Here is a 19,757-nt window from a genome sequence, read left to right on the forward strand (position 1 = left end):
TAAATCTTCAACATTATAAGGGGGGCTTTAACTTGCTGAGTGAATTATATCAGAAATTGGAACAGCGATGGGGGGAAATGGTAGAAATAAGAAGGCATCTCCATAAACATCCTGAACTTTCTTTCCAGGAAAAAAACACGGCCAAATATATCGCGGAATATTACCGTGACATAGGAATCGATGTCCGGGAAAACGTAGGCGGCAACGGTTTAGTCGCAACGATCAAAGGCCGCCTCCCGGGAAAAACGGTCGGGCTGCGCGCCGATTTTGATGCACTTCCCATCCAGGATGAAAAAGATGTGGAATACAAGTCGACCGTACCCGGAGTGATGCATGCATGCGGACACGATGGCCACACCGCTACTCTCCTCGTTCTGGGGAAGACATTGAATGAATACCGCAATCAACTTCAGGGAACGATCAAACTCATTCATCAGCATGCTGAGGAATATGCTCCGGGCGGCGCCAAGCCGATGATAGAGGACGGCTGCCTGGAAGGCATCGATGTAATCTTCGGCACTCATTTGTGGGCAACGGAAAAGCTCGGGAAGATCCTGTTCAGGACAGGTCCGATCATGGCCGCAGCCGATCGATTCGAAGTCGTGATAAAAGGCTCCGGAGGTCATGGTGCACAGCCTCATAAAACAAAAGACGCAATTGTCGCGGGTGCCCAGCTGATAACCGATTTGCAGCAGATTGTAAGCAGGCGGGTAAATCCGATTGATCCGGCTGTTGTCACAGTAGGGTCATTTGTTGCTGATAATGCATTCAACGTGATTGCAGACAGCGCTAAACTGATCGGTACCGTCCGAACGTTCAATCCGGAAGTAAGGGATTTCATCGAAACGGAGATCGAGCAGATCATAAAAGGGGTTGCCCTCTCATTCGGCTGTGAATACGAGTATCGTTTTGAAAGGGGCTACCCTGCGGTGGTGAATCATTCAGAGGAAACTCAGCTTCTCATTGAATCTGCCGCAGAAATCGATGAAGTACACAGTGTGGAAGAGATTGAACTTCAAATGGGAGGAGAAGACTTCGCTTATTATCTCGAAAGGGTGAAAGGGACATTCTTCTTCACGGGTGCGGCCCCTGAAAACGCCGATACACTTTATCCCCATCACCACCCTAGGTTCGACATCAATGAGAAAGCGCTGCTGATTGCCGCCAAGACTCTGGCCTCCGCCACCCTGCACTATCAGAAAAAACATGCCGAGCCCGGAATCACTGCCAGGAGGTAATACAAAAAGATCGGCCGAGGCCGATCTTTTTCATTTTCCACTTTCATTAAAATACCTGATCCGATACGCATATTTCGCCGTTTCTCCCAACTGGTCCAAAAGCTGATAATTTGCGTAGGCACCCACTACCGCCCCTACTCCGGGAATGAGCTGGAACATCTTTACGAAATCAATATAATCACGGTACTCCTGTTGGAAAGTTCGCCAGTCCATGTCCTTCAGTTCTTCCTTTTTCTCATTCCAGTTTTCGATCACCATCAACGTTTCTTTTTTGTGCTCATCGCTTGAGAATGCAAGTTGAAACACATATAGGAGAAACAGCCTTTCTTCATATTTCTTTACATCCAGGCCGTGGATGGCGGAGCATTCACTCAGGAAATTCATCTTGATGGAAAGCAGTAAAGGGAAATCCGCAAGCCCGAGAAAAATACCTCCTGCCCCTGTCCCTGCTCCTTCGATGACAGCAGCTTTACGGTGGGCTTCCAACCTTTCCTCCATCTGCGCTTCTCTTTCTTCCAGAGAAAGATGAACCTCCGCTTTGGACGAATTCGACCACTCACTGCCCTTCAAGGTGACTTCAACCATTTTCTTTATGCTTTCCGTGATTATCTTATGGGCTTTTTCAGGAATGAATTGATTTATCTTCTTTTGAGCCTGCTTTGAAACACGTTGAAATACCGAGGAGCGTTTAACTATTTTACGTTTCCAGGATTCCAGTTCTTCTCTTTCCTTATTCATTCTCCATCCCGCCTTTTGGTTTTGTCTACCCTATATACGCAAGCAACAGTCCGGGGTTTCAAAGATACATACTTTCATCCATTTTTCTGAGCCTCTGATCCACATAATATTGACTGAATAATAAAGAGAAAATAAATCCAGCCAGGAGAATGATGACTCCTTCGACCCACATACCTTTCATTAGGAGCGGAAGGGAAAAGATGAATGACTGGATCATCATCGACTGATTTAATACTTTCTTAAACGACGACTTTTTCAATTGAGTCGAAACCGGATAGATAAGTACCCAAATTTTGTAGTCAAACCGATTATAGAGCGGCACGAGCTGAAATCCTGTCAGATACAGGAATAACAGAGCGGTCAGGATATTGACTATAAAAGACTGATTTGTATAGATCAAGATGGCACCGATCAATGTAAGCCGGATGTATAATCCCGAGAATTCACTCGTCCGGACCAAGGAGCGGAGGTACAGATTCCTAAAGGTCGATGATTGGGAGAATTCCGTTTTGACTAAGAAATCCAGCCACTTCCTTCTATGCACCTTCCCTTTTAATTTTGGTACATCCGTGAACATATTCGCGATCCGGTAAAACATCAGCATCCTCTGCTGCTCAAGATGAATCAGCAGATCCCATTTCAAATTTTTCTTTTTTGCTGCATTGAAAAAATAAAATAAATACCCGGCCATGATCACGGCCACTGCCAGTATTAAAACAATGGATGATCCGGATAACACAAGCAGCATCAAGGAACCGGACAGCAGGAATCGGATGATGCTGTCGATCCAGTGAGCTTCTCTTTCCTGAAACCTGAGAAGGAACCACCTTACATAAAGATTCCATACCTTTATGGCGAGTACGAGTGCAAGCAGCGGAAAGAAGCTATTAAAACCATTTCCTGTTACCGCTACATACATAGGCATCATGGCCGCAAGGATGAGGAGCTGGATATATGACTGGAACATGAAGCTGATCCAGATGCATTTCCTGAAATAGGAACCCAGTCTGTTTTCGAGCGGTAGAAGGAATACCGCATCCGCTTCCTTCAAAAAGGTGTATACCGGACTCCAGGCAAGGACCAGCCCCAAAATGACTGCCATAATATAGGCTGCCGGAAACGTGGGATCAAGAGTCTTCACCCACTGGTTATATGTAAAGGCAGCACCGCCCAACGCAAAAATCAAAACAAAGAGCAGATGATCGTTGAACATGTACTTGAGATATTTCTGAAGTTCCTGATTGTATTCCAGAACACGTTTCTTCCAGATACTCTCCACGTTATTCATCATCGGATTCTTCCTTTGTCAACTGGATGTATATATCATCAAGGGTGGCGCCTCTCATGGAGAATTCTGTTTGCAGTTCTTTTAATGTGCCCTTTGCCCTGATCCTGCCTTCATGAAGGATGATGAACGAATCACAGTACCTCTCAGCTGTCGCGAGGATGTGTGTCGACATTAAAATGCCGGCACCGCTCTTTTTCATTTCTTCCATCCAATCCAATAATGACTGGATGGCGAGCGGGTCCAGACCAACAAACGGCTCATCGATAATATACAGGCTCGGTTCGATAAGAAAGGCACACATGATCATCACTTTCTGTTTCATTCCCTTGGAGAAATGGGCAGGGAACCAGCCCAGCTTCTTCTCCATCCGGAACGTCTTCAGCAGCCTCCCTACCCTCAGATTATATTCGTCTTCAGTGAGGCCGTATGCCATCGCCGTCAGCTTAAGATGTTCCTCGAGAGTCAATTCATCATAGAGAATGGGTGTTTCCGGTATGTATGAGAACTGTTTCCGATATTGATCGGCATCTTTCTTCAATGTATGCCCGTTAATGGCAACTTTCCCCTGCTTCGGCTCCATCAACCCGATGATATGCTTGATCGTCGTACTTTTACCGGCACCATTCAAGCCGATAAGCCCGACAATCTCATTCGAATTGATTGAAAAACTGATATCTTTCAGAACAGGCTTTCGGGTGTAGCCTCCAACAAGATGATCTATTTCTAATAACGCCATGGGCAGCAACGTCCTTTCTCTTCTACATGGTTTGACTCTATTTTAGCAAAATTCCGTCCTAAAGGCATCGTGATTTAGTCAGCTATTCCAATAATTAGTATTCATATATATGGCCGCTTCTGCACATTCTAATCTTTGAAGGGGCCAGCAATAAGTAAAACGGGGTGGTTGTTAAAGACCAGTTTACCGATTTCACTATTGTTTGCGGCTTAAAGGATAGTCGTCTTCCATAGTGAATGACACACTCACCAATTCATTTCATCACAAACTTGATAAATGAGGTGTTTGTTAAAGAACATTTTGACTAAAATCAATTATCTTGTACAGCTTTTCAGCTAGAAAAGATAAGGGGATGGTCACTTTGAACAAAGTCATTCATTTTCCAGATTGCACAAATCATGCTTAAAGCTAAATGAGGTGTTTGTCGCAGACCACATACAGTTTCTATTGTCTTAAGCCTACCAGCTGAAAGAATAGGGGATGGTCGCATTGCAAAAAGTTCATTCTTTAAACGGATGGATTCTCTGATTACGCTGACAAGCAAATGAGGTGTTTATCAAAGAAAGGAAACTTGACGTATAAACCTTTAGAAGTACCCCTTCAAAGAGAGGCAGGAAAACCGTTCCTGTCTCTTCTTTTCTTTTCTTTCTTTTTCCATTCGTGATAAAATAAACTCAACAAATCACATGATTGAAAGGTGGAAATATTGTGAGCGATTGTATTTTTTGCAAAATCATCAATGGCGATATCCCTTCAATGAAAGTATATGAAGATGATCATGTCCTGGCATTTTTGGATATCAGCCAGGTTACAAAGGGACATACCCTGCTGATCCCAAAAGTACATAAAGAAAATATTTACGAACTGTCAGCTGAAACAGCAAGTCATCTGTTCTCCGTTGCACCGAAGATCGCAAATGCCCTTAAAGCGGAATTTGAACCGGTCGGATTCAATTTATTGAATAACACCGGAGAGCAGGCCGGCCAATCCGTCTTCCATTTCCACATGCATTTCATCCCCCGCTACGGCCAGGGAGACGGCTTCGGAGCCATCTGGAAGACACACAACGATGACTACAGCACAGATGATTTAAAAGGAATTGCAGAGTCCATTTCAAAACATATTTCATAATTAGCTGAAAAACATCCGGGAACATTTCTACGGATGTTTTGTGCTTTTTGGTAAGAACCGTGTATGAATTATTATTGGTTAATGTTTGTTGCCAGCGGTTGATTGGAGTGCAAGACGAAGACTCCTGCGGGAAGAGTAGCTTATAAGAAAAGCGGAAGGGCTTTGTTCAGAGGCGGGTGGCATAAGACGAATCGGCCACGAAGGCGTTCTTTGCCTTCTTGGTCGCTTTGGCTTATGACATGTGCCTCTAAGCCCTGCAGCTAGACAAGTGAGACCCCGCATCACGGGCTACCCGCGGAAAGCGTAGTCTTGCACGGAAATCAATAGCGGTAATAAGAAAGTTAAACAAATTAATTCTTTTACACAATATCCACCTGTGTTATAATGTACATATCTTTTCGCTGATGGCAATGAGTGCACATCAGGAGGGGACAAAAGTTAGATTAGTTGAGGAGAGATGAGAAATGAATACAAAAACATTAGTATCCCTATCATTATTAGTGGGGATCGGAGCCGTCCTGCATACGGTCATCCCTGGATTCTTCCTTGGAATGAAACCTGATATGATGCTTACCATGATGTTCTTGGGGATCATCCTGTTCCCAGCCAAAAAGAATGTATTACTGCTTGGAGTGCTGACAGGAGTAATCTCAGGATTGACGACCCAATTTCCAGGCGGATTCCTACCAAACCTGATTGATAAACCAATCACAGCCTTTGTGTTCTACGGATTATTCCTGGCTACCCAAAAGGTCACTCGTTCAGTCATAGGTGCTTCCGTACTGACTGCGGCCGGTACCCTTGTATCCGGAAGTATATTCCTTCTTTCGGCATATGTAATCGTAGGACTTCCAGGAGCATTCTTTGCATTGTTTGCAGCAGTCGTATTGCCTGCAACACTTGTGAATGCCGGGGCCATGTTTATCGTTTATCCAATCATTCATTCCATTTTGCAACGATCAAACCTGAAAGAAGTAAGAACTTCTGAACAACTTTCATGAAATAAAAAGCCTGTGTTGCATCTGCAATACAGGCATTTTTTTTATTATACCCCGAATCTTAGCCCTGTCTCGGCTGAACCGGCCGCTTCCGCTTATCTTTTGTCCAGCTCCAGGGCTTAGAGGCACATGTCATAAGCCAAACCGGCCAAGAAGGCAAAGGTCGCCTTCCCGTCCAGTCCGTCTTATGCCACCCGCCTCTGAGCAAAGCCCTTCTGCTTTTCTTTTAAGCAGCAAACCAAAATAAGATGCCGATCAAGAAAGAAATCACCCCGCCCGATCCAAGCATCGCTGCTCTCCTTTTCAACATATTCTTAGGGGGATACATACCGGGCCTCTGAATTCCGATGAAATTATAAACCATACTTAAAAACAGTACACCGCTAAGTGCAAAAAAACCGAAAATGATCCCGTCCATTTCCTCACCCCTCCTCTGCTCCGCCTCTTAACATTCATTTTATGCGGCATGGAATAGGGATATGAAATTACTTGTTTCCTTTCCTTTTCATTAGGGAAAAGGATTATACATGTTTTTTGTAGAAGGTAGTATTATAGAATAACGAGGTGATTCTAATGAAAGTAAAATCTCTTACTTATGGATTAATTATCGGCGGTGTGGTCGGAAGTGTCGCTTCACTCCTTTCAACCCCATCTTCCGGGCGTGAACTGAGAAGTCAGATCAAAAGCAAGAAAGAAGACTGGGGCGAGGTTTTTGAAGAAATGAAAGTGCATCTGGGAGACCTTAAGGATTCCATAAGCAGCCTTTCCCAGGAAGGCAAAGAAACCGTCCAGCAGATTTCAAAAGATCTGCAGGCATCCGTCAAACAATGGCAGGCATCAACCGAACCAAACAACCAGAAACTCCAACAGGAAATCCAGCTCATCCAAACTAAAATCGAAGAACTAGAAAACTCACTAAACAACACCAACAAAAACTAAACCGCAATATAACCCAAAGAAAGAAGACCTTCAACACTGCATGAAAAACCAATGCATCCAGGGTCTTCTTTCTCATTACATAACAAAATATTAGGATTAAAGAAAAAAATCCTTGCAGGAGATAGGCACAAACTATAAATTGCAAATATGTTTTTTACCGGATCCAGCGGTTGATTGGAGTGCAGGACGAAGACTCCTGCGGGATGAGTAGCTTATGTGAGACTTGTCTAGCTGCGGGGCTTAGAGGCACATGTCATAAGCCAAACCGACCAAGAAGGCAAAGTACGCCTTCGTGGCCGATCCGTCTTATGCCACACGCCTCTGAGCAAAGCCCCTCCGCTTTTCTTCCCGCAGGCTTGCCGAGGAGGCTCACGGGCTACCCGCGGAAAGCGTAGTCCTGCACGGAAATCAATAGCGGTATTAAAGGATCAATAACAAAGAAAAACACATACTTCAAAAAATTTTGTCAATTTATCCTTTATTAATTTTTATTTTATTGGCATAATAATATAAAAGCGCTTTCTTATAATCGGTAGCTGTTAAAGTAAGAATAAGGGGCATGCGCAAACAAAGAAAAAGATTTTCTAACAAAGTGGGTGTAAGGGATGGAAGAAAGAGAATATTCATTGAAAGAGGCGATCATCTTCAGTCAACGCATGGCACAGCTGAGCAAAGCTCTGTGGAAAGCCATTGAAAAAGACTGGCAGCAATGGATCAAGCCTTATGATTTAAATATCAACGAACACCATATCCTTTGGATTGCTTATCATCTTAAGGGTGCATCGATTTCAGATGTAGCAAAATTCGGGGTCATGCATGTATCAACAGCATTCAACTTTTCAAAAAAACTCGAGGAACGGGAACTGCTCCAATTCTCCAAGCGGGATAATGACAAAAGGAACACATACATCCAGCTTACGGGTAAAGGGGAAAAAATCCTGCTCGAACTTATGAAAAACTATAAACCGGAGACACATTCAATCTTTCAGGGAGTTGCCCCATTGAAAGAACTATATGGTAAATTCCCTGAAATGATAGAAATGATGTCTGTTGTCCGTAATATTTACGGTAATGATTTTATGGAGATTTTCGAAAAATCATTTCATAACATCGACAGTGAATTTGGTGAGGATAATTCAAAGCTGAATGAACTATTTGAAAATAACGAAGAACTTGCTTAATTTTACGCCTGTTGTCTATCAGATATTAGATGCACACCAGTAATTGATTGATTCCCAGGGCCATGCAGCTATCCAACTTCCAGAGCCCCTGCAAAAAGATTAATCAGTCTGAACATTTCAACAAAAAGCGGAGTACATATAAAAATCCATCCGCTTTTTTGCTTTTCTCCGACTTTGTTCAACATATCACATAAATACTTTACTCCCTCCTTTATATTTCCTTAAAAAAATCTCAAATTATGTGTTGATTTTTTTCCATAATCGTAATAAAGTATGTAAAGCGTTCATATTAAACACAAAACCATCGTCTATGGAGGCGATTTTTTTATGCACTGTTGGAAATCAATCAATTTAGAGAGACAATTTGGCTTTTACCGAGTCTTTTTACTTTCATCAATAATCATGATGATGGTATTCTCATTTATATACGTACCTATTACATTAATGTACTCGAGTTCGTTTTATGATAATCATTTGCCCGGTTTTCTATTGGGACTGATCAGCATATATCCATTGCATAAACTCATTCACTTGGTGCCAATATTCCCTTATGTGAAATTGATGAGGTGGAGATGGGACCGTAAGCTGGTCTTTCTTCCGATCGTGACCCTGAGAGTCAATCGGCCGATTTCAAAATATCTGTATATGGCGGCCCTGTTTGCACCATTCCTGGTCATTAACGGCCTCCTGCTTTACGGATGTATCATTTTCCCGCATTACTCTCATTATTTTGCAATATTATTGGCATTTCACTCTGGCATTTGTGCCATTGATTTCATTTATGCAAAACAACTGCTGGACTCACCGCGGAATGCTTTGATCGAAGAGAATGAAGACGGATATGAAATTCTCATTTATCAGTAAGGATGATAATAGTCCCTTGCCTGACTGGCAAGGGCTTATGATCATCCTTCTCCTTTACTGATTAAACATGCTGGACCTATCTGAAGAAACCAGCAGAAATGCTCTGCATGTTCACTCATTACCAATATTTCGGCAATACTCGCTCTACCATTCTGTTTCATATTTTGGTATCGTATAGTTTATAGGAGATAACGGGGAGGGGTTAGAATGATCTCCATGTTTTTAGTCTTTGCGGTGTTTATCTTGTTCTATATAAACAAGATGACAAACGCATTATGCCTGCAGAAAGAAATACCTGAAGATCGCCAGCCAAAGGTATTTAGAACCATCAACATTCTAATCACCATACTATTGGTATCTTCATACGTAGAAATACTTTATACATAATCTGAAATGCGGAAGGGCTTTGCCCAGAGGCGACAAGCATAAGATGAGCCAGCCAAAAAGGCGTTTTTTGCCTTATTGGCTGGCTTAGCTTATGTCTCGAGCCTCTAAGCCCTGCAGCTGGACAATCTGAAATGCGGAAGGGCTTCGCCCAGAGGCGGGTGGCATAAGACGAACCGGTCGGGAAGGCGTTCTTTGCCTTCATGACCGGTTTGGCTTATGACATGTGCCTCTAAGCCCTGCAGCCGGACAATAAAAAATGCGGAGGCGGCTCGCTCAGCCACTGCACACTAAAAAACCAGCCCGATTTCAAACCGGGCTGGTTTTTACATTTATAGATTGATTAGCAAACGTACGCTGCGCCGATGATAATCAACAAAATAAATAACACAACAAGTAAAGCAAATCCTCCGCCGTAAGCACCAGACATAATGTGCTCCTCCTTTCATTTATGGAAAGCACCGGTGAAAAGAATTAGGAAAAGGGGCTTCCTTCCTAAAAGTACGCCCCTCCTATTTGTTCTTATCCGGTGTAACACTGCACTATCCCGAGGCTAAATTATAGCCAAGCTGCACCTACAATGATTAACAAGATGAATAGTACAACAATTAACGCGAAACCTCCGCCGTATGCGTTACCCATAACTTTCCACCTCCTTTGAAGCGCTAATTTATCTTATTCAAGTTAGTCGCCTTTTGTTTTAGGCTTTTGTCATATTTCTAATTTTTTTTAATATAGATACGCGGCACCAACGATGATTAATAAGATGAACAGCACTACGATCAAAGCGAATCCTGAATTGTATCCACAGCTCATATTTATTACCTCCTTTTCTCTATTCGTTTTTATCATATGAATGAACCTGGGAAATGGGTGTGTAAAATGCCCATTTTTATCATCTTAAGTTTGGAAAATATTTTTTTTCATGGAAAAAGTGTGATATAGTATGGGTTGTAGAATTTTGACAAGTCGTAACAATCTATATACTAGGAGATGTTCAGCATGAAAAAATGGATTATTTCAGTGACCCTTGCAACCGGGATGATCGGCCTTGCAGGCTGCAGCGGAGACAGTGCAGACAAAAGTGACGTGGTTGCAACGACTAAAGCCGGAGATGTGACCAAGGATGAATTATACAAATCAATGAAGCAAAAATTCACTCCACAAATGGAGCAGGCGCTTCAGGAACTTGTTTACACAAAGGTCCTGTCTGATAAATACAAAGTCAGCGACAAAGAAGTGGATGAGAAATTGAATGAAGCGAAAGACCAGCTCGGGCCTCAATTCGATATGTTCCTTCAGCAGTACAATCTTAATGAAAAGTCATTTAAAGAATACTTGAAGCTTCAACTTCTTCAGGAAAAAGCGGCTACCTCTGATGTGAAAGTCTCTGAAAAAGAACTCAAGGAATATTATGAGAAGTGGAAACCTGAAATTGAAGTCCGCCACATCCTTGTAGATGATGAAAAAACTGCCAAGGAAGTAAAACAAAAACTGGCGGACGGCGGTAACTTCGAAGAACTTGCTAAGGAGTATTCAAAAGATCCCGGTTCTGCCGAAAAGGGCGGAAGCCTTGGATGGGTAGATTATGCGGGACGTCAGAATTTTGTGCCTGAATTCTCAAAAGCACTTGATACATTAGAAAAAGGGAAAGTCAGCGAGCCGATCAAAACTGAATACGGCTACCATATCATCGAAGTCACTGATAAGAATGAAAAGAAATCATTCGATGAAATGAAAAAGGAACTTGAGAAAGAACTAAAACTTTCTAAAGTAGATCCTCAAAAAATCCAGGAAGCAATGAAGCGCGAGATAGAAAAAGCTGACCTGAATATCAAAGACAAAGATTTGAAAAAATCATTTGACCAAGTATTGAATCCGCCGGCTGCACCAGAAAACGGGGAAACACCTGTCCCGGAGAGTGAAGAAAAGCCAGCTGCTGAATAATAAAGATAAATAAAAGAAGCCTGAAGGAGAAAGTAACTCCTTCAGGCTTCTTTTTATATTTCAAGAAAATTGACGTCTCCGTTCTTTCTCATCCTGCATCCGGGAGATGTACACTTCCCCTTCTTTTTCAATCCATTCATCTTCCACCTGTTTTTCTTCCTTTGCTGATTTGATTGTCATAAAGGCGCTAGCAAAGATTCCTGCCACAACGAAGTACATCCAAATTGGTAGAGTCATTTATTTCATCTCCTTATAGTTTGTCCTCTTATTGATACTATATGAGATGCCTGTCGGAAACATAACCTAATATTGAAGATTCATTTAAAGGGATTTAATTGTTGCTGGTTATATATTTTGAAGTCTATCAATACCGCAAATGATTTCCGTACAAGACTTCGTTTTCCGCGGGTGACCTGTGAGCCTCCTCTCTTAGTAAGGAGAGTTAACTGTCCAGCTGCAGGGCTTAGAGGCACATGTCATAAGCCAAACCGACCAAGAAGGCAAAGAACGCCTTCCTGGCCGATTCGTCTTATGCCACACGCCTCTGAGCAAAGCCCTTCCGCTTTTCTGATAGGAGTCTTCGTCTTGCACTCCGATCAACCGCTGGAAAGAACTAAAATCTAAATGTACTTGGTTGAACAAATAAAAAACCCGAACTGATTTGCCTTATCACATGCAAATCAGTTTGGGTTTTCTTCAGAAAACTTTTTCAATCAACAACTTTATTATTTATGAAATGTCGGTTTGTAGAAAGAACGATTATCCAGCGGGAAGATTCTTTCGGTGTATTCACCCGGTTTAACGCGTTCAAGTGCACGGTCGAGCATATTCATCTTTGCATCGACGTTATCGATATAATGAAGGATTTCCGCTTCACGGATCATCGGCGGTTTCGGGCTTCCCCACTCCGCTTTTCCGTGGTGGCTCAATACCATATGCTGAAGGATCATCACTTCTTCTCCTTCGATTCCTAACTCTTCAGCTGTTTTCCCGATTTCATTGACCATAATGGAAATATGCCCCAGAAGATTCCCTTCTATCGTGTAGGTAGTGGAAGTGGCTCCTGACAGTTCCATGACCTTCCCCAGATCGTGAAGGATGACCCCTGCATACAACAGGTCAGTATCAAGTGACGGATAAAGGCTTGCAATTGCCTTTGATAAGTCAAGCATCGATACGACATGATATGCAAGTCCCGATACGAATTCATGATGATTTTTTGTGGCCGCGGGATACTCAAGGAACGGCTTTTGATATTTCTTAAGCAGATGCCTCGTGATGCGCTGTATATTTGGATTTCTCATTTCGAAGATATATTGTGTGATTTTACTCGTCATCTCATCGATCGACAACGGTGCAGTTTGGAGAAAATCTGAAATTTTATGTCCATCTGCCGGTGATGCAGGACGGATCTGCTTTATTTTCAGTTGATTTTTCCCCCGGTAGTTATGGACATCCCCAATTACTTTTACAATGGTTTCAGGCTGGAATGCTTTTTCATCCTGCTCCGAGGCGTCCCAAAGCTTCGCCTCCATTTCTCCGCTTTTATCCTGGAGAATGAGCGTCAAAAATGGCTTTCCGGCATTTGTTGTCCCTTTGGTCATCTGTTTTATAAGCAGATGCAGATCGACCGTTTCCCCTGCATTGAATGTCATGATTCCTGTCATCGTAATCCTCCGTCCTCTTTTTAATCAGTTTCAGTATAACATATATGATAGACTCATTGTTTTCCGTGCTTTTCCTTGCTTAAACCATTACGGCTTTTTCTAATAGAATCACTTCATTTTCTTTATAGTAACTTCTGATATGAGGGTGGCATGTAAAAAGGATGATTTGATGTTCTTTTTCCATTGTTCTCAACAGTTTCTGAAATGCATTCGTTCTATCACGGTCAAAATTCACCGCTCCATCATCGATCAGCAGCGGAAGTTTATATATGTCCCTGAAAGATCGAACCAGTGCAAACCTGATGGAAATATAAAGCTGCTCCTTCGTTCCCTGACTCAGCTCGACAGCCTGGAACCGCACGCCATCCTTTCGCTCGACTTCTATTGTTTCATTGCTCACACGAATGGTGTGATAAATCCCCTCGGTCAATACAGAGAAATTCTCCTCAGCCAGCGCAATCACATTCGGCATCTTTGTTTGCTGATAATGATCAATGGTTTTCTTGAGACTTTCCCGGGCCAGTGTAAACTTGGACCATTTCATCACATATTCACGCAAATCAGCCTTTTTCTCTTGAAACTCCTGCAGAAGCCTCGAATAGCCTGTGCCCTCTTCCAGCAAATTGATTTCATGCTCGACTGATGCCAGCCTCTTCCTGCACGATGACACTTCTTTTATCAGTTCATTTAGCCTTTGTCCCAATTCACTTAGCCTTTTGGTTACGTCTTCTTTGAATTCGAATTCAGTAAAGATGTCCAACGTTTGCTGATTGACTCTTGTCTTCATTCCTTCAAAGCTTGCAAGCAGCACTTTCCTCTCCTCAGACTTCAGTGAAAGTGCGCGGAATTCCTCCTCGTCCCTGCATCCCGCCTCTTCCAACAAGGAATGGATCTCATCATCGATTTTTCTCACCTGTGATAGGGATTGCTCTCTTTCCAGACGCAGCGATTCTAAGTCACCCTGAATTTGTTCGTGAATCAATTTATTTCTTTCAATATCCTGAATTATGCTTTTCATTTTCGTGAATGCTTCTTCCACCGTTGTAAATGTGATCGAATGCCGGATGAACCATTCTTCACATCCTGTGGAGAAGTCATCAATCTTCTCTTGAAGAATCTTTTCCTCCTCCATTAATCGCCGCAACTTTTCATACGAATTCACCAGTTCTTTCAGTTTTCCGAATGCGTCCCTCAGCCACTCAGCAGGAAATTCAGCCGGGAGATATAATTCCGCTTTCACTTTTTCAATTGATTGAAAATCAGCGGTCAATCTGGACTGGATGGATTCTGCCTGCTTATTCAATTTTTCTATTTTCGCACTTTGTTCTTCCATTTGAAGGATTCGCTGCTTCCATTCACTTCGAATCTCCAATTGTTCTTTTAAGACTTTTTCTGAAGTTTCAAGAGGAGCCTCTTCGTCCATTATTTTGCTGCTTCCCCCCGAGAATTCACGGAGTTTCCCTCTCAAATTTGCAAGATGGGTCAGCTTTTCATTTACATACTGTCTTGTTTTCCATAGATTAACGGCAAGCAGGGCAATGATCATAATACTGAAGGTCCACATAGAAGAATCATTTATGATGGCCCAGACACTGAAACCCGTCAATAGGATAATTATGATGGAGCTGTATAAGAGCTGATTGGAAAAAGATTTGCGTTTTTCCTTCACTTCTTTCTCTCCATCTTCAAGCTGGTTTTGGACCCATATTTTCCGATGTTGGGAAACCTGGCTGTAAGAATGTTGTTTCACTTTTCTCTGCAATGCCTGATACTCTTCTTCCTCCATAAGAAGCTCTTCAAGTTCATCACACTTCCGTTCAATGATGATCAAGGCTTCTTTTTCTTCTTGCAACTGGTTTAATAGGGTTTCCTGTTCATTTTGGCATTTTGTTTTTTCCCGCAATGCCTTTTCGATTCGATCTCCCATCAGCATCCCGGTATTGATGGAAGAAATATCTTTTTCCTCAGCATTCAAATCAAGTTCTCTCATCGCTTCCCTTATTCCGCTTTGCAATGCCCTGATTTCCCGGTTCATCTCTCTCAGGTCATCCCTCCACTTCATGTAGACAGGCTGCTGTGCCAGCATGGATTCGACTTGCTGGCTTTCTGAAATGAATTGAGAAGCCTGCTGTGTATCTTCAAGCTTTTCAGAGAGCTTCCTTTGTTTCGAATCGAGGGTTTCCAGATAAGAGGAAACCTGCCTCCACTCTGCTTTCAAAGCATTCAGTCGTTCTGCCCCCTGAGGAGGGAAATAAACATCTTCGAATGCCTCCAATTTAGTGGAGGTGGCAACAAATTCAGTAAGAGGCTCCCATTGTTCTTCAATTACTTGCAAACCTTCTTTTTCTTTTGAAAGGGCTTCTTTTTCTTCTTCCAGAGTAGAAATGGCAGACTCCAATAACTGCTTTTCCTCCTGGAGCGGTCCATATTGTTTATTTTTTTCCCTGGCTTCCGCGATGTTCTTTTCCAACGCCTTCAATTCGCCCAGTTTTGTATTGATTACCGGCTTTCTTCCCGACCTTTTAAATAATTGTTCCCGTTCTTTTTGCCAATTTTGTTCCATTTGCAGCAGCAGGTCGGTGCCGGTAGAACCTGCACTGAATAAATAACGATTCAGTTCTTCTTTTTTCAATTTATGTATATCCTGCAGCCCATCAAGATTAAAGGAAAAGATATTCCGATAAGTCGTCTTGTCCACACTTCCCAACAAATCCAGCAGTGCTTCTTCCCCTCCTGAGGATCCATCTTCAAATTGAACGGTAACATCACCCGCTGCTTTTCCTCTAATCCGTTCAATGCTGACCTTCCCATGCTTCTCAGAGACACAAAGGACCTTTCCGCCATATTCCGTGGATTCCTTCGGTTCATAACGAAGCTCGGATTGCTGCCTGGTTGGGAACCCAAACAGGATACTATGGATGAAAGACATGATGGTAGATTTCCCTGCCTCATTTTCTCCATAGAATAGTTGAAGGTCCTCTATAGAGTAAACCTTATTTATCAGCTTTCCATAACCGTAAATATGTAACTGGGTGATTTTCATCACGGCACCTCTTTTCTTACTGCACCCGCTTTGGGTATAGGATTAATTCTACTGCTTCCTGAACCAAATCTGACATTTCCTCTTCTCCCAAAGGGTCCAGGAACCGATACAGGCCAGGATGCTCAATTAGTTCAGCTAAAGCCTTCCTGCCATCTTCGGCATCCATTTTTTTAAGGGTTTGCAAGACATCCTTGATGAATGGATCTTTACTATCGATGTCCGTTTCAGAAGGGACTGACTTAATGGAGTGGATCCAACGGACGGTCTCTCCTTCGGCTGAATCCTCCTGCAGCGCTTGAAGGAGATCACCGTTTTCGACTGCCGCCAGTACATCCGGGGATAAGCCGTTCACATCTCTGATATGTATTTGAAGCAAACAGTCAACCTGTGTTTCATACTCCTCAGCTGCCCTTTTGATATGTTGATAAATTTCACCGAACCGCTCAAACCCGGCCAGTGACACTTCCACTTCCCCCCAAATCATTTCCTGTGTCGGGATGAATGTAAGAAAGGAATCGTGTTTATCTAACTCGACAAGGTAGCATCCCTTTTCACCCGTCTCTTTACGATGTCTCCCTTGAATATTGCCCGGGTAGACAATAGGGGGGTCCGGGTTCAGGACCTGCCGCTGGTGAATATGACCCAGTGCCCAATAATGGTAGTTCTTCTCTTTTAGTTCACTGATTGAGAAAGGGGCATAATTTTCGTGTTCGGAGTGAAGACTCCCCTCACTTCCGTGCAGCAGTCCGATGACATAATCGGCCTCAAGCTGCTTTGGATATTCTGAGATTCGCCGGTCACGGATATGCCTGGTGTCATAGCTGAATCCTGTTAATTTAACAACAGCACCTTTTTTGGTGATCAGTTCCTTCACTTCCGTTTCATTATTAAATACATGAATATTATCTGGCATATCAAGCTTCAACCGGAATCCGCCCAGATAGTCATGATTTCCGTGAATGACATAGACTGGAATTTCATTCTTATATAACAAGTTAAATTGATTCAGCAATCTGGCCTGCGCCCGGATACTTCGATCTTCCTCATCAAACAGATCACCGCTTATGACAATGAAGTCAACCTGCTCATGTATCGCTCTTTTTACCAGCTTTTCAAATGAGGCAAATGTGCTGTTCTGAATGCGTGCAAATAACTCTGCCGGCAAATGCTGCAGACCTCTGAACGGGCTGTCCAGATGCAGGTCGGCACAATGAATAAATCGTATTTTCTCCATTCGGCCCCTCCTCACTTACGAATGTACGTTCTGTATTTTCATTATATCCTAAAAGCAGCCGTTATTTCAGCCTGTATCAGAAAAAGTATAAGAAAAAATATAAAAACTGCCCCCTCTTCAGGAGACAGTCCACAAATTATTTATTATTTGTAAGATCAATCGCTTTCTTGATGTCCTTATACGAATTTGATTTCCCGTAAAGCAGCACACCACCGCGATATACACGCGCGCCAAAGACTCCCAGCAAAATAATCGTTGCTACCAGGATCAAGATGCCAATGATTGGTTCATAAACAGGTAAATCCAGCATTCCGGCCCGCAGGAACATGACCATCGGGGTAAAGAATGGAATATAGGATGTAACAGTGATGAAACTTGATTCAGGATTGCCAAGACCGAACATGGAGATAAAGAAACCGATCATGATGAGGAACGTCATCGGCATGATCATCTGCTGAACATCTTCGATCCTGCTGACTAGCGAACCCAGGAGAGCCGCAAGCGTAGCATAAAGGAAATAACCAAGTAAAAAGTAAACGACTGCAAACAAGATCACACTTACTGACAAGGATTCAAATCCGAATGATTCAAAGAATCCCCCTGCAAAATCATCTTTCCTGTTAACCAGCGTAACATAACCCACTGCAAGGATGACTGCCAGCTGAGTCAATCCGACAAGCCCGATCCCGATTATCTTTGCAAACATTTGCTTTACAGGTGACACACTGGAGATCAGGATCTCCATCACGCGTGAACTTTTCTCAGTTGCCACTTCCATTGCCGTCATATTGGCATAAGCGATAACGGAAAAGTAGATGAAGAATAATAGTACATATACAATCCCTCTTGCCTGACTTAATTCTTCTTCAGATTTAGCCCCTTCAGACAGAGCTTCCTTTTCGAATGTGACAGGTCCGCTCAATCCAGCCAATTCCTCACTCGAAAGCTCAAGCTTATTTGCAGCAAGGGAAGATTTTATGTTTTGAAGTGCCAGCTGCAGATCAGACGTCACCGTGGAATCAGATAAGGAGGCTGATTTGTAAAGTGCGCTCGGCAGACCGTCTTTCCCCTCTGTCAATATAAGCTGGCCCTCGATGTCTTCGTCTTCTATTTTCTTTTCTATTTCTTCATTTGTATCATCAGAAGGAGATAACTTAATGTCTTTATTTAGAACGGTTACCTGTGCCTTCAGCATGGAATAAAGATATCCCGTTTCATCCTGTACCACAATTTTCTCTTCATCATCCCCGCCGAAACTCGACAGGATTTGATCGAAATTCGTCAACAATACGAGTGCGCCTGCAATGATGATGGTTGAGATGATGAACGATTTCGCTTTAAGCTTGGAAAAGTAGGAATGCGCAAGCATGATAAAAAATTTATTCATAAGAAGTCCCCACCTTTTCTATGAAGATATCATTCAATGACGGGTCTTCCAGTTCAAATTTGCGCAGGAATCCTTTTCGGGCTGCATGATGGAAGATTTCTTCCGCAGTTTTCTCCGATTCTACCTGCAGCAGGATCCCTTCTGTCGTTTCCCTGAATTTGGTCACACCATTGAAACTTTGCAGCTCAGCTAAATCTACATCAGAATTAATGGCCACATTCTTTTTACCGAAGGAACGCTTGATGTCCTTCAGACCCCCGTGTACGACAGGACGTCCATGGTGCATGATGCATAAGCTCTCACACAATTCTTCGACATGTTCCATACGGTGGCTTGAGAACACAATGGTAGTCCCTTCCCTTTTCATATCCCTGACTGCCTCTTTCAGCAATTCAACATTTACTGGATCAAGTCCGCTGAACGGTTCGTCAAGGATCAACAGCTTAGGCTTATGTATGACTGAAGAGATGAATTGAATTTTTTGCTGGTTCCCTTTCGAAAGCTCTTCTACTTTTTTATCTGCATATTGCGGTATATTGAATCGCTCCAGCCAGTAAGTTAATTCTTTTACAATTTCCTTTTTGTCCATCCCCCGGAGCCTCGCCAGATACACGATTTGATCCTTCACTTTCATCTTGGGATAAAGACCTCTTTCTTCAGGAAGATATCCAATTTCCCCGCTTGTAGAATAATCAATCTTTCTTCCATCCCATGTTATTTCCCCTGCAGTCGGATCCAAGAGACCAAGTGTCATCCTGAACGTGGTCGTCTTGCCGGCTCCATTCGCACCCAGGAATCCGAACATTTCTCCAGTATCAATGGTAAGGGACAAGTTGTCCACTGCCGTAAAGCTGCCAAACTTCTTGGTGACATGCCCAATAGATAAACCCATTTGAAGTTTCCCCTCTCATCTTTTCCTTTTCTCATTACTTTACGATTCTGTCAGAAAAAGGTTTCATTTTTCAGGCTTTTAATTATTTTA

General features: G+C 42.8%; 21 protein-coding genes. 8 read left to right on the forward strand and 13 right to left on the reverse strand.

Going from position 1 to position 19,757, the window contains the following annotated elements:
* Positions 1-32: 32 nt before the first annotated feature.
* On the forward strand, positions 33-1,238 hold the full coding sequence (locus ACKA06_RS06770; RefSeq protein ID WP_411159323.1) for a M20 metallopeptidase family protein: 1,206 nt from the start codon (positions 33-35) through the stop codon (positions 1,236-1,238).
* A 30-nt stretch (positions 1,239-1,268) separates the two neighbouring features.
* Here the strand turns inward: ACKA06_RS06770 and ACKA06_RS06775 are convergent, their stop codons facing one another.
* From ACKA06_RS06775 to ACKA06_RS06785, 3 genes are read right to left on the reverse strand one after another with little or no spacing between them, the layout of a single operon-like run.
* Positions 1,269-1,976, reverse strand: a complete 708-nt coding sequence (locus ACKA06_RS06775; protein ID WP_032089264.1) for an EcsC family protein — start codon at positions 1,974-1,976, stop codon at positions 1,269-1,271.
* Positions 1,977-2,034: 58 nt separating this feature from the next.
* Positions 2,035-3,267, reverse strand: a complete 1,233-nt coding sequence (locus ACKA06_RS06780; protein ID WP_411159324.1) for an ABC transporter permease — start codon at positions 3,265-3,267, stop codon at positions 2,035-2,037.
* A complete protein-coding gene (locus ACKA06_RS06785) occupies positions 3,257-4,000 on the reverse strand; it encodes an ABC transporter ATP-binding protein (RefSeq protein ID WP_032089265.1) in 744 nt (247 codons plus the stop codon). Before ACKA06_RS06785 ends, ACKA06_RS06780 begins: the two co-directional genes overlap by 11 nt.
* 708 nt (positions 4,001-4,708) lie before the next feature.
* On the opposite strand from ACKA06_RS06785, the gene ACKA06_RS06790 reads away from it, so the two are divergent.
* Both ACKA06_RS06790 and ACKA06_RS06795 read left to right on the forward strand, forming a co-directional pair.
* A complete protein-coding gene (locus tag ACKA06_RS06790) occupies positions 4,709-5,131 on the forward strand; it encodes an HIT family protein (protein WP_032089266.1) in 423 nt (140 codons plus the stop codon).
* Between the two features lie 464 nt (positions 5,132-5,595).
* Entirely contained in the window at positions 5,596-6,132 is a 537-nt protein-coding gene (locus ACKA06_RS06795; RefSeq protein ID WP_411159325.1) for a tryptophan transporter, read from the forward strand.
* A gap of 223 nt (positions 6,133-6,355) precedes the next feature.
* Here ACKA06_RS06795 and ACKA06_RS06800 read toward each other — a convergent pair whose 3' ends face one another.
* Positions 6,356-6,547: a hypothetical protein gene (locus ACKA06_RS06800; RefSeq protein WP_032089268.1), complete on the reverse strand. Its 192-nt coding sequence runs from the start codon at positions 6,545-6,547 to the stop codon at positions 6,356-6,358.
* 155 nt (positions 6,548-6,702) lie between these two features.
* On the opposite strand from ACKA06_RS06800, the gene ACKA06_RS06805 reads away from it, so the two are divergent.
* The 4 genes from ACKA06_RS06805 to ACKA06_RS06820 all read left to right on the forward strand — a co-directional run bounded on the left by ACKA06_RS06805 (position 6,703) and on the right by ACKA06_RS06820 (position 9,500).
* Entirely contained in the window at positions 6,703-7,068 is a 366-nt protein-coding gene (locus tag ACKA06_RS06805; protein WP_411159326.1) for a YtxH domain-containing protein, read from the forward strand.
* 605 nt (positions 7,069-7,673) lie between these two features.
* Positions 7,674-8,249, forward strand: coding sequence for an HTH-type transcriptional regulator Hpr (locus tag ACKA06_RS06810; protein WP_058298182.1), 576 nt, complete (start codon positions 7,674-7,676; stop codon positions 8,247-8,249).
* Positions 8,250-8,693: 444 nt separating this feature from the next.
* Positions 8,694-9,113 carry a DUF3267 domain-containing protein gene (locus ACKA06_RS06815; RefSeq protein ID WP_232353812.1) on the forward strand — a complete coding sequence of 140 codons (420 nt, stop codon included), beginning with the start codon at positions 8,694-8,696 and terminating at the stop codon, positions 9,111-9,113.
* A gap of 207 nt (positions 9,114-9,320) precedes the next feature.
* Entirely contained in the window at positions 9,321-9,500 is a 180-nt protein-coding gene (locus ACKA06_RS06820; RefSeq protein WP_032089272.1) for a hypothetical protein, read from the forward strand.
* A 340-nt stretch (positions 9,501-9,840) separates the two neighbouring features.
* Here ACKA06_RS06820 and ACKA06_RS06825 read toward each other — a convergent pair whose 3' ends face one another.
* The 3 genes from ACKA06_RS06825 to ACKA06_RS06835 all read right to left on the reverse strand — a co-directional run bounded on the left by ACKA06_RS06825 (position 9,841) and on the right by ACKA06_RS06835 (position 10,313).
* A complete protein-coding gene (locus tag ACKA06_RS06825; RefSeq protein ID WP_032089273.1) occupies positions 9,841-9,927 on the reverse strand; it encodes a YjcZ family sporulation protein in 87 nt (28 codons plus the stop codon).
* A gap of 128 nt (positions 9,928-10,055) precedes the next feature.
* A complete protein-coding gene (locus tag ACKA06_RS06830) occupies positions 10,056-10,139 on the reverse strand; it encodes a YjcZ family sporulation protein (RefSeq protein WP_032089274.1) in 84 nt (27 codons plus the stop codon).
* 87 nt (positions 10,140-10,226) lie between these two features.
* Positions 10,227-10,313, reverse strand: a complete 87-nt coding sequence (locus ACKA06_RS06835; RefSeq protein WP_032089275.1) for a YjcZ family sporulation protein — start codon at positions 10,311-10,313, stop codon at positions 10,227-10,229.
* 186 nt (positions 10,314-10,499) lie between these two features.
* Between ACKA06_RS06835 and ACKA06_RS06840 the strand changes: the two genes are divergently transcribed.
* Positions 10,500-11,444, forward strand: a complete 945-nt coding sequence (locus tag ACKA06_RS06840) for a peptidylprolyl isomerase (protein ID WP_411159327.1) — start codon at positions 10,500-10,502, stop codon at positions 11,442-11,444.
* Between the two features lie 60 nt (positions 11,445-11,504).
* On the opposite strand, the gene ACKA06_RS06845 is transcribed toward ACKA06_RS06840, so the two are convergent.
* The 6 genes from ACKA06_RS06845 to ACKA06_RS06870 form a co-directional block, all read right to left on the reverse strand.
* Positions 11,505-11,681: a sporulation YhaL family protein gene (locus ACKA06_RS06845; RefSeq protein ID WP_074439983.1), complete on the reverse strand. Its 177-nt coding sequence runs from the start codon at positions 11,679-11,681 to the stop codon at positions 11,505-11,507.
* Between the two features lie 488 nt (positions 11,682-12,169).
* Complete coding sequence (gene yhaM, locus ACKA06_RS06850) at positions 12,170-13,111, reverse strand: 3'-5' exoribonuclease YhaM (RefSeq protein WP_032089277.1); 942 nt, start codon at positions 13,109-13,111, stop codon at positions 12,170-12,172.
* Between the two features lie 79 nt (positions 13,112-13,190).
* A complete protein-coding gene (locus ACKA06_RS06855; RefSeq protein ID WP_214873849.1) occupies positions 13,191-16,154 on the reverse strand; it encodes an ATP-binding protein in 2,964 nt (987 codons plus the stop codon).
* A gap of 16 nt (positions 16,155-16,170) precedes the next feature.
* Positions 16,171-17,388: a metallophosphoesterase family protein gene (locus ACKA06_RS06860; protein WP_411159328.1), complete on the reverse strand. Its 1,218-nt coding sequence runs from the start codon at positions 17,386-17,388 to the stop codon at positions 16,171-16,173.
* Positions 17,389-17,524: 136 nt separating this feature from the next.
* A complete protein-coding gene (locus ACKA06_RS06865) occupies positions 17,525-18,775 on the reverse strand; it encodes an ABC transporter permease (protein WP_214873846.1) in 1,251 nt (416 codons plus the stop codon).
* A complete protein-coding gene (locus ACKA06_RS06870) occupies positions 18,768-19,667 on the reverse strand; it encodes an ABC transporter ATP-binding protein (RefSeq protein ID WP_032089281.1) in 900 nt (299 codons plus the stop codon). The genes ACKA06_RS06865 and ACKA06_RS06870 overlap by 8 nt, the downstream gene beginning before the upstream one ends.
* Positions 19,668-19,757: the final 90 nt, after the last annotated feature.

The organism is Rossellomorea oryzaecorticis (assembly GCF_045897515.1).
Lineage (GTDB): Bacteria > Bacillota > Bacilli > Bacillales > Bacillaceae_B > Rossellomorea > Rossellomorea enclensis.

Bases quoted from the DNA above. Each gene is read 5' to 3' on its own strand.
- ACKA06_RS06865 (WP_214873846.1), bottom strand. From the start codon at position 18,775: ATGAATAAATTTTTTATCATGCTTGCGCATTCCTACTTTTCCAAGCTT.
- ACKA06_RS06870 (WP_032089281.1), bottom strand. From the start codon at position 19,667: ATGGGTTTATCTATTGGGCATGTCACCAAGAAGTTTGGCAGCTTTACG.
- ACKA06_RS06805 (WP_411159326.1), top strand. From the start codon at position 6,703: ATGAAAGTAAAATCTCTTACTTATGGATTAATTATCGGCGGTGTGGTC.
- yhaM (WP_032089277.1), bottom strand. From the start codon at position 13,111: ATGACAGGAATCATGACATTCAATGCAGGGGAAACGGTCGATCTGCAT.
- ACKA06_RS06800 (WP_032089268.1), bottom strand. From the start codon at position 6,547: ATGGACGGGATCATTTTCGGTTTTTTTGCACTTAGCGGTGTACTGTTT.
- ACKA06_RS06845 (WP_074439983.1), bottom strand. From the start codon at position 11,681: ATGACTCTACCAATTTGGATGTACTTCGTTGTGGCAGGAATCTTTGCT.
- ACKA06_RS06820 (WP_032089272.1), top strand. From the start codon at position 9,321: ATGATCTCCATGTTTTTAGTCTTTGCGGTGTTTATCTTGTTCTATATA.
- ACKA06_RS06780 (WP_411159324.1), bottom strand. From the start codon at position 3,267: ATGATGAATAACGTGGAGAGTATCTGGAAGAAACGTGTTCTGGAATAC.
- ACKA06_RS06855 (WP_214873849.1), bottom strand. From the start codon at position 16,154: ATGAAAATCACCCAGTTACATATTTACGGTTATGGAAAGCTGATAAAT.
- ACKA06_RS06830 (WP_032089274.1), bottom strand. From the start codon at position 10,139: ATGGGTAACGCATACGGCGGAGGTTTCGCGTTAATTGTTGTACTATTC.
- ACKA06_RS06795 (WP_411159325.1), top strand. From the start codon at position 5,596: ATGAATACAAAAACATTAGTATCCCTATCATTATTAGTGGGGATCGGA.
- ACKA06_RS06860 (WP_411159328.1), bottom strand. From the start codon at position 17,388: ATGGAGAAAATACGATTTATTCATTGTGCCGACCTGCATCTGGACAGC.
- ACKA06_RS06825 (WP_032089273.1), bottom strand. From the start codon at position 9,927: ATGTCTGGTGCTTACGGCGGAGGATTTGCTTTACTTGTTGTGTTATTT.
- ACKA06_RS06810 (WP_058298182.1), top strand. From the start codon at position 7,674: ATGGAAGAAAGAGAATATTCATTGAAAGAGGCGATCATCTTCAGTCAA.
- ACKA06_RS06815 (WP_232353812.1), top strand. From the start codon at position 8,694: ATGTACTCGAGTTCGTTTTATGATAATCATTTGCCCGGTTTTCTATTG.
- ACKA06_RS06840 (WP_411159327.1), top strand. From the start codon at position 10,500: ATGAAAAAATGGATTATTTCAGTGACCCTTGCAACCGGGATGATCGGC.
- ACKA06_RS06785 (WP_032089265.1), bottom strand. From the start codon at position 4,000: ATGGCGTTATTAGAAATAGATCATCTTGTTGGAGGCTACACCCGAAAG.
- ACKA06_RS06835 (WP_032089275.1), bottom strand. From the start codon at position 10,313: ATGAGCTGTGGATACAATTCAGGATTCGCTTTGATCGTAGTGCTGTTC.
- ACKA06_RS06775 (WP_032089264.1), bottom strand. From the start codon at position 1,976: ATGAATAAGGAAAGAGAAGAACTGGAATCCTGGAAACGTAAAATAGTT.